This is a genomic window from Shewanella sp. BJSY2023SW001 (genome assembly GCF_047314685.1).
Taxonomy (GTDB): domain Bacteria; phylum Pseudomonadota; class Gammaproteobacteria; order Enterobacterales; family Shewanellaceae; genus Shewanella; species Shewanella indica.
Window position 1 is genome coordinate 1 of record NZ_JBKORF010000045.1, and the last position, 8,836, is coordinate 8,836.

The following is an 8,836-nucleotide window of genomic DNA, read 5'->3' on the forward strand; positions in this document are numbered from 1 at the left end:
CCACTCATTAAACAGCTTACTGAAGCGGCCCTCAATGTTGAGCTCGACCAACATCTTGAAGATAAGCAGCCTGGTAATCGCAGAAATGGCAAGACCAGTAAGACACTGAAGACCGCTACCGGTAGCTTTGAGCTGCATACTCCGCGTGACCGAGATGGCACCTTCGAGCCTCAGGTTGTAAAAAAGAACCAGACATACCTGACCGATGAGATGGAGCGGAAAATCATTGCGCTATTTTCACTGGGCACAAGTTATCAGGATATTCGTGCCCATATCGCCGATATCTACGGCATTGAAGTCCCCAATGGCACCATCAGCGCCATTACTGATAAACTGCTACCTGAGCTTCAGGCTTGGCGTGAACGTGATTTAGAAGCCCTGTATCCCATCCTCTGGCTTGATGCTATTCACTATAAAATCAAAGAGAATGGCCGCTTTGTCAGCAAAGCTGTGTACACCATTCTGGCGCTCAATGTAGAAGGAAAAAAGGAGCTGTTGGGCTTGTATATCTCAGACACTGAAGGTGCACATCAGTGGCTAAGTATACTAACCGATCTTCATAGTCGCGGTATTAAAGACATCCTGATTGCCTGTGTTGATGGCCTTAAAGGCTTCCCTGAAGCCATTGAAACCATTTACCCACATACAGAGGTGCAGTCATGCATCATTCATCAAATTCGTAACTCAATGAAATACGTAGCGTCTAAAAACCAGAAGGCGTTTATGGCTGATTTAAAGTGTGTCTATAAAGCCACAACCCTCAATGCAGCTGAGATGGCGCTGGACGAGCTGGAAGCCAAATGGGGCGACAAATATCCTGTGGTCATCAAGTCCTGGCGCAACAAGTGGGCGCTGTTATCGACCTATTTTAAGTACCCGGAATACGTGCGTAAGGCTATCTACACCACGAACGCGGTTGAGGCCGTACATCGTCAGTTTCGTAAACTGACGAAAACCAAGGGTGGTTTTGCCAACGAGAACAGTTTACTCAAACTGCTCTACGCCGGTATATTGAAGGCTCAGGAGCGGTGGTCACACCCGATTCAAAACTGGAATTTAACGCTATCTCAGCTGTCCATCCATTTTGAAGGACGACTGGATGCTCACATCGATCTGTGATTTTTAACGTGACACAGAATTTTGAACACCCTCCTCAGCGTACACGACCTTCTGGTTGCGGTTCATTCAAAAATCGCCGTTCCTGGAACAGATAATTCTCTCACTTAACAATATCGCATCAGCTTTTGTTAAAGGTGATAAAGCGATAACTTCGTTCCGGACGGCCAATAGCCCCGTAATTTTGATCAACAATCAACTCATCAATCGCCAGCATATATTCCAAATAACGCCGTGCAGTTGAACGACTCATGCCGACAAGCGCCCCCATTTGTTGTGCGGTATAACTTTGTTTCGGATGTTCTGTAAACACGCAACGGATTTTATCTAAAGTCAAGGCATCCACACCTTTGGGTAAACGAACCGATGCTTGATTACTCGATTGCTTATCCCCCCCAAATAGAGTGTCTGCGATGGATTGGGTTACTTCTTCCGCTACCGAGAGACAGTATTGGCGAGCTTCGAAGCGAGCAAGTGCTTGGTCTAAACGCTTTAACATTAAAGGTTTAACAAGAAAATCACATACTCCCAATTGCATGGCTTGTTCTAAAATGGTGACTTCCTTGGCTGCTGTAATCAACATCACATCACTTTTGAGTCCTTGCTTACGAACCTGTTGTAACAACTCAAGTCCAGAACCATCCGGCAGATAAATATCCAATAAAATTAGGTCAGGTTGTAATGCTTTTAACAAACCGGTCGCAACTTTTATGCTACCGGCACAACCCACAACTTGATACTGTCCCTGGCGTACAGTGTCTTGAGTTTGGGGAAACAGTAAATACTGAGCCAACAATTGTGAGACGGCAACTTCATCTTCAACAATGATTACTGAATACGCCATGAGAAGTTCCTTTAACATGTTTCTTCGGAATGTAAACGGTAATCCTTGCACCGCCTAAATCAGATTCTCCCAATTCCAATGTACCACCACAAGATTCCAAATGCGTTTTCACCAAATACAACCCTACCCCATGTTGTGCCCCCGTTTTCGAACTGTATTGCGGTGTAAAAATGGCAGCTTTGTCAGCACCTAGCCCTATACCACTATCTTCAACATCGAATATAATATTTTGCGCCGTTTCATCAATGGTCACTAACACACGAGGCACCCGCATGTGTTGTACCTTTTGCACCGCTTCAATCGCATTGTCAATCAGATTACCCAAAATAGACACCATGCGTTCCAGAAGTTCCTTGCGTTCAATACTGCATAACAAACTATCATTATTCAGCTCCACGCTGACATTCACTTCCCGGGCTTTGTGGTACTTACCCAGTAATAATCCAGCGATAACAGGTTCTTGAATATGGGTCAATAAACTTTCAATCTGAGCCTGTGAACCTTGGCTCTCTTGGCCAATTAGCTCAATCGCCTTATCCAACTCTCCCATTTGGATTAACGCACCAATAGTGTTTAATTTATTTGAGTAATCATGAGTTTGTACCCGCAATAACTCAGCAAATGCCTGTACCTTGGCTAATTGTTGCGATAAATATTCTAACTCATCAGCAGGACGCATACTCAATAGCACACCGTCATTGTAGCCGTGGGCTTGAAGTAAAAAACGTGATAAAACCAGACGTTTATCGGCAGCAAACAACTCGAAACCTAGAATACGGCGGCTTGGATTGCGCAATAAAAATTCTGCATGTTCCGGCAATAGGTCACTTAAATGAAGACTTTGATGCTGGATACGCAACGGTTGCTCCAGGATTTCACAAGCCCGTTGATTTATTTTCCGAACATTCCCATTAGGATCAAGTGCAATAATGCCGGAACGCACAGTATTCAAGATGGCTTCCTGTTCAGCAAATAGCCTTGCTATTTCATCTGGTTGCAATCCAAATATGGCGTTCCGCACCCATCGACCAATAAATATGGCAGCAAAAATACTAAATAACAGTAACGAAATACAGCCCCAAATCAGTATACTACTGCGTTCTAAAATCAACAATTCAACAGAGCCGGCCAAAAAACCGACAGATACCAAACCTAAGACTTCACCATTATGATCATAAACAGGTACCTTGCCACGAATAGATTCACCTAAACTCCCAGTGGCCTCAGAAACATAATACTCGCCACGTAATCCAGCTTCTGAGTCTTCCCCAACCATGCGTTGACCTATTCGCGTTGGTTCAGGATGCACCAAACGAATTTTTTCAGTATTGCCTATGACAATAAAATCAGCATTTACTTGCTGACGTAATTGTTCCATTTTAGCATTGAGCTCAGGGTGTTCATTCGCTTCCTTCTCGGCTTTTAAAGCCATGATCACATCAGGCCTAGACGCTATTGACATAGCCAATGCTAACGCCTTCCCCCCCACTTCTTGATGAAAGTTTTGCGTGGTCACATTATAAACCAATGCAAAAAAGAACAATGCTTGAAACACACAGACGCCAACAACCCAAATAATTAATCGGGTTTCCAATTTTTTTGGACGGCGAATCGATTTAAATGCGGACGTAGGAATTGCCGCTTGTTCTGAATTTCGCATGATATCCATCCTATAAATTGGCATCCTGACGAAGATAGTTATTCAAAAAACTTTTTAATGGAATAAGCAAAACGAGTATCGCAACAATGCCTATAGCTAATGTAAGAGGCCGTTCCCATAAAAAGCTAATTGAACCATCAGAAATCATCACGGCACGACGATAATTTCGCTCAATCATATCTCCTAATATAAACCCTAGTAATAAAGGCGCCATAGGAAAACTTAGCAAGCGCAGAACAAGAGCTATAACAGCAACACCCACCATCATAAATAAATCGAAGGTATTGAATGTCACTAAATAAACTCCAATTAAGCTGAAGAATAGAATCATTACCGTTAACACTGCCCGCGGCAAGGTTAATGCTTTAGCAAAGTAAGGAATCAAGGGTAGATTCAGAATAAGCAAAACAATATTACCAAAATACATACTGATAATAACAGACCAAAACACCGCAGGATTTTCTTGCATTAGTGTAGGACCAGGCTGAATACCATAAGCTATTAGTGCACCAAGCATAATCGCTGTGGTTCCTGAACCAGGTATCCCAAGTGTCAATAGAGGGACAAAGGAGCCGGTACAAGCTGCATTATTTGCAGATTCCGGTGCAGCTAAACCTCGCATTGAACCTTGTCCAAAGCGTTCCTGTAATGCTTTCGGTGCCAAATTACGCTCACAGGCGTATGCCATAAAACTTGCGATAGTTGCGCCAGCCCCCGGTAATACACCAATTAGAAAACCCAATAAGGATGAACGCCCAACAGTAGGCGCAAGTTCCTTTACTTCCGCTTTACTCAGCTTGGTCGAACCGATTTTAGGCGTGCCCATGTCCTGTTCCCCGGGATTTTTTTGTTCCGGGCGAATTACATTAATCAAAGCTTCCGATAACGCGAAGGTCGCCATGGCAACTAATAGAAAGCTCACGCCATCAAGCAAATCTGCTTGCCCAAAGGTAAAACGTTCAGTACCTGAAGAGGGATCTATACCTATAGTAGCTAACATCAATCCAAAGACTGTCATCATCATGGCTTTTAAAAATTGACCTTTATTAGAAAAGGCTGCAATTGCCGTTAACCCCAGGAACATCAACATCATATAATCCGCAGAATGAAAGCTTAAACTCACCTCTGCCAATAAGGGGGCGGCGACCATCAGCATCAACGCGCCAATGGTTCCACCAGTGAAAGACGCATAAGCCGCAATCGCCAAAGCTTTGCCTGCGTGTCCTTGCTTTGCCATAGGGTAACCATCAAAGGACGATGCCACTGTACCGGCCACCCCGGGCGCATTAATTAAAATAGATGACGTTGAGCCTCCAAATATAGCGCCATAATAAACACCAGCCATCAAAATCATGCCGGAGTCAGCGCCTATACTGTAGGTAATAGGGATCATCAGCGCGATCGCAGTCATGGGGCCTAAACCGGGCAACATGCCAATAAAGGTTCCCACAAAACAACCTATGATCACGTACATCAAGTTTTGCCAAGCAAAAGCGGTTGATAAGCCTGTTAAGATTCCATCTAACATGATTTAACTCCAAAATTCACCGGGGGCAAGATAAACACCTAATAACTGGGTCATGATGATCCAAAAAACAATCACAACAGGGATTGATGCCAACAATAATGTTTTTTTACGTCTTTCACCCATCAACCAAAAACCGAAAAGTAAAAAAAGTGCTGTTGATAATACAAAACCCAGAGATTCCAGCAATCCGCTATAAAGCAGCATAAGTATTATCAACAATAATGTTTGACGGATACTTTTCCAGCTTATGGTCGTTTTAATTTCCCGTTTATTATTCACTGGCGATTTCACTATTTCTGCTATCATTGCCAGTAAACAAATCACTATCCCTAATACTGTGTACAACTTTGGTAAGCTTGCTGAATTAACACTTTCGTACTCTTCAAATGGCATCAGGGGTATCTGCCAAGCATAAATGCCATAACAAACAAATAGCAGCAAAAATAGTGTTGGTCCTATGAGCTCTCGATTCATCATAGTCATCTCTCCTTTAACGATGGATAAAGCCCAACGCTTCCATTGCGACACGAAGCTGCTGTTCTTGTGCTTCCAATACATCAACAAAGCCGTCCTGGCTGGTAAATAATGTGCGCCAGCCATTACGTTGACGTACGCTCTCCCATTCAGGTGTCGCCATTAAACGTTGAAACCTGTCACTGTATTCCTGCACTTTTGCTTTTGAGACATCTGGGGCAGCAAAAAAGCCGCGCCAATTTACAAATTCCATGTCATAACCCAGTGTTCTCATAGTGGGGAGTTGTGGATATTCCACCAAAGGTTCATCAGCAGTGATCGCAAGGATCCTTACCTGACCCGCACGCATCATATCGAGCGCTTCGCTTAACCCGGTCGATAAGAGATTTACTTCACCGGACAGCAAGCCCGCCTTGGCTTTTCCACCTGCATCATAAGGAATATACCTGAGCAGTCTGCCATCAATACCTGCCGCTTGAACTGCCTGTGCGGCAACTAAATGGTCCATAGACCCGCGGGCTGAGCCACCAGCTACTTTGATCGTTTTTGGATCCCCGCGTAAGGCTTCAATAACATCGTGCCAGCTTTGATAGGGAGAATCTGCACGCACAGCAAACGCCCCGTAGTCGGCAATAACGCTGGCAACTGGTGTCAAATCGCGATAGCTGTAAGGCAACTGTCCCGAAAGCGCTCGCAGCACTATCGGCGTAGAATTAACCATCAACATATCGCCTTTTTTCGTTCCCGACTCAATCAAATAAGCAATCGCGCGGCCGCCTCCACCACCAGAAATATTCTGGAATGAGGTGTTGTCATCCAGTCCTGACTTCACCATGGCTTCGCCAACAGCTCTTGCTGTCGTATCCCAGCCCCCGCCTGGCCCTCCTGGAATAAGAAAGTGCGTTTCTGCGCGACCTTGGACACTGCAGAGCATCAAGGCGTATGCCACTATGGCGATCAACCGATAAGTTATCTTGATCATTGTCCTTCTCCTTTAACCCGGATTTGGTACAGGTGCGTCGCATCCAATACAGGGAAAACCATGAACACCATTTCCCGGACGTAATCTTTAATTTCTTTTGAGGGATGTAGAACAGAATTACTTAATCGCCTTGATAAGGTGTTCCGGACGAAAAATGTTCTTACGTTGGTTTTACGTCGCTGTGCCTTTAACTCATCGTTTTGCCCCCTTCCAAGAAAGCAATCATTCGTGATTCGGCATTCGAATAAACAACCACCGTCAGCGAACTTACGGGACTTTTGCCTGTAGACTCGCCATTTATCGCAATTAAGCCCCTTGAATGGATACGTGTTCTTCACTCTGAACTGCCCAGAAGAATTACAGTCAAACATCTGATAGATGCCGGGAAAATGTTTAAAACATCTTTGTGGGCAACCAGGCTCAGTTCGCCATTGCGTTAAACAGAGAAACCTGCGTTCTATAGCACGCTTTAACTGTCTAATGCCTAAGCAGAGTACGCTGGCGACCGGGATAACTGCCCCTAATCCACCAACAAAGCTAATTGGCAAAATGTCTGTTTGCGCTTTACAAGAAAGAGCATGGGACTGTGACTTTGCTATTGCCTCGGTTGCTTCCCGATAACCCAGGGCATTGATAAAAATAAGCTTATTATTCATTGGCTAATTCCTATTCTGCGTCCGCATTCAATAAGGTTGCTGACGTACAGGACAGCCTAGTGTTAAATCGGGGTTAATATAAGATTGCGAAATTAATTCCCATAAAAACCTTTGACGAAATTTTCTCCATTAAACGCATGCCCAAAATGAACAAAACTAAGGAAGGTGCGAATAAGTCCTCGTAGCACTCTCTTGAGGTAAAGAGTGGCTTGCACAGCAATTGGCGTTCAAGGCATCTGACTGAAGCCATGCCGGGCCTATTGAAGTTGGATAATGCAGAGAGCCGGTTACTGTAAATTCCCCATCAAGATAGCCCTTTTCATCGGTTTAGCCTTTGTTATACTCGCTGACAATCACGAACTATAAGCAATATAGAGAAACGGACTCGTCATGACAGATAGACTCTATGGGATTAAAAACTGCGAGCACTTTTTATCAGATCTACCGTTTAATAACGAAAAGAAGGGGTTGGCCCCCTTCTAAAGGGCCTAATCTCCCTTTCCTATCGTCCCTTGCTTTCCTGAACAACCATATCTAATGCACTTGCGAATGTCGGATCAGCCATCATTCGCTTTCCCACAAACTCTATATCACTTGGGCCGCAATCCATCCCTCTCACTTGTGTTGGTGCCCAGACCTGGGCAAGGATTTCCAGTTGTTCAAACCAAAACGTTGCTCTTTGCTCTGGGGCCAAGGCCGCTCTGAGCCCATCCCTAATCATACGTTGCCAAATGATGATCTGCTTATCTTGAATGAGCTTCATCTTGTTCCAATCATCCTGGTATGTTGGTGCTTTGGCGTGACAAAGTACGGAGACTTCTCTCCAGGCATAAACACGCTTGAGCTGTTCCATCCAATCGTTCGCGTAGCTTGGAGATGATTGAACAAGAACAGAAATCAAAACTAAATAAGTGATCCTAATTGTGCTCCACTTTCATGAGACCATGCCCGCCACCAGGGAATGGTGAAGCATGGTCCATAAAATACTTAACCCGCTCCATCAACTTCCAGATGTTTTTGCACTGATGGTTTCGGGTAACGGTTTCATGTAGTGCGTGCCACAACTGCTCTATTTTGTTGACCCAAGGTGAGTAAACTGGCTGAAACAACAAGATAAACTTTGGGTTTTACTTGAGCCAAGCTTGAGTCTTTTTACTCTTGTGGATGATGTAGTTATCGATAATGAGCGTAATCGTTTGGGCTCGTCTGTACTGTCTTTTGAGCAATTTCAGCATTGAAAGAAATAGCATAGAATCTTTGCTGGAACTGGCGACATAACTGACCGCGAATTCAACTCCGAAGTGCACCACTCGCTAAATTAGGCTGCCTTGCGTAATTCATTGAATACCGCAATAGGTTGCCTGAAGCCGAGGCACTTTCTCGGTCTGGCATTTAATGCCCGTTCAATCTCACTAATTTGCCTATCTGTTACCGTCCGCAAATCGGTGCCTTTCCGTATGTATTGCCGCAGCAAACCGTTGAAGTTTTCATTCAGTCCGCGTTCCCAGGACGAATAAGGGTTAGCGAAGTAGACATCCGTTTTAAGCTTTTCTGCGACCTGTTCGTGGTCACAGAA

General features: G+C 44.5%; 9 protein-coding genes and 1 pseudogene. 1 reads left to right on the forward strand and 9 read right to left on the reverse strand.

Features of this window, described 5'->3' with window-relative positions:
• Positions 1 to 1,119, forward strand: a 1,119-nt coding sequence (locus ACMHXH_RS10780) for an IS256 family transposase (RefSeq protein WP_413737819.1), incomplete at its 5' end; no start/stop codon positions are given.
• Between the two features lie 118 nt (positions 1,120 to 1,237).
• Here the strand turns inward: ACMHXH_RS10780 and ACMHXH_RS10785 are convergent.
• From ACMHXH_RS10785 to ACMHXH_RS10825, 9 genes and pseudogenes are all read right to left on the reverse strand, one after another.
• On the reverse strand, positions 1,238 to 1,960 hold the full coding sequence (locus ACMHXH_RS10785; protein WP_071477223.1) for a response regulator: 723 nt from the start codon (positions 1,958 to 1,960) through the stop codon (positions 1,238 to 1,240).
• Positions 1,935 to 3,620 (reverse strand): sensor histidine kinase, encoded by a 1,686-nt coding sequence (locus ACMHXH_RS10790; RefSeq protein ID WP_083399886.1) that lies wholly within the window; start codon positions 3,618 to 3,620, stop codon positions 1,935 to 1,937. Before ACMHXH_RS10790 ends, ACMHXH_RS10785 begins: the two co-directional genes overlap by 26 nt.
• Positions 3,621 to 3,630: 10 nt before the next feature.
• Positions 3,631 to 5,148, reverse strand: a complete 1,518-nt coding sequence (locus ACMHXH_RS10795; RefSeq protein WP_144362200.1) for a tripartite tricarboxylate transporter permease — start codon at positions 5,146 to 5,148, stop codon at positions 3,631 to 3,633.
• Positions 5,149 to 5,151: 3 nt separating this feature from the next.
• Positions 5,152 to 5,625: a tripartite tricarboxylate transporter TctB family protein gene (locus ACMHXH_RS10800; protein ID WP_251766961.1), complete on the reverse strand. Its 474-nt coding sequence runs from the start codon at positions 5,623 to 5,625 to the stop codon at positions 5,152 to 5,154.
• A 13-nt stretch (positions 5,626 to 5,638) separates the two neighbouring features.
• Positions 5,639 to 6,604: a tripartite tricarboxylate transporter substrate binding protein gene (locus ACMHXH_RS10805; RefSeq protein ID WP_039036151.1), complete on the reverse strand. Its 966-nt coding sequence runs from the start codon at positions 6,602 to 6,604 to the stop codon at positions 5,639 to 5,641.
• A complete protein-coding gene (locus tag ACMHXH_RS10810) occupies positions 6,601 to 7,260 on the reverse strand; it encodes a hypothetical protein (protein ID WP_039036150.1) in 660 nt (219 codons plus the stop codon). Before ACMHXH_RS10810 ends, ACMHXH_RS10805 begins: the two co-directional genes overlap by 4 nt.
• A 502-nt stretch (positions 7,261 to 7,762) precedes the next feature.
• Entirely contained in the window at positions 7,763 to 8,113 is a 351-nt protein-coding gene (locus tag ACMHXH_RS10815; protein WP_039036149.1) for a hypothetical protein, read from the reverse strand.
• Between the two features lie 64 nt (positions 8,114 to 8,177).
• Positions 8,178 to 8,543: pseudogene (locus ACMHXH_RS10820) on the reverse strand (IS630 family transposase); the annotation flags it as partial.
• Between the two features lie 35 nt (positions 8,544 to 8,578).
• The coding region (locus ACMHXH_RS10825; RefSeq protein WP_413738037.1) for an IS30 family transposase at positions 8,579 to 8,836 on the reverse strand (258 nt) is incomplete at its 5' end.

Coding starts and splice junctions, on each gene's coding strand:
- ACMHXH_RS10810 (WP_039036150.1), bottom strand. CDS start 7,260: ATGAATAATAAGCTTATTTTTATCAATGCCCTGGGTTATCGGGAAGCA.
- ACMHXH_RS10800 (WP_251766961.1), bottom strand. CDS start 5,625: ATGATGAATCGAGAGCTCATAGGACCAACACTATTTTTGCTGCTATTT.
- ACMHXH_RS10815 (WP_039036149.1), bottom strand. CDS start 8,113: ATGGAACAGCTCAAGCGTGTTTATGCCTGGAGAGAAGTCTCCGTACTT.
- ACMHXH_RS10785 (WP_071477223.1), bottom strand. CDS start 1,960: ATGGCGTATTCAGTAATCATTGTTGAAGATGAAGTTGCCGTCTCACAA.
- ACMHXH_RS10795 (WP_144362200.1), bottom strand. CDS start 5,148: ATGTTAGATGGAATCTTAACAGGCTTATCAACCGCTTTTGCTTGGCAA.
- ACMHXH_RS10790 (WP_083399886.1), bottom strand. CDS start 3,620: ATGCGAAATTCAGAACAAGCGGCAATTCCTACGTCCGCATTTAAATCG.
- ACMHXH_RS10805 (WP_039036151.1), bottom strand. CDS start 6,604: ATGATCAAGATAACTTATCGGTTGATCGCCATAGTGGCATACGCCTTG.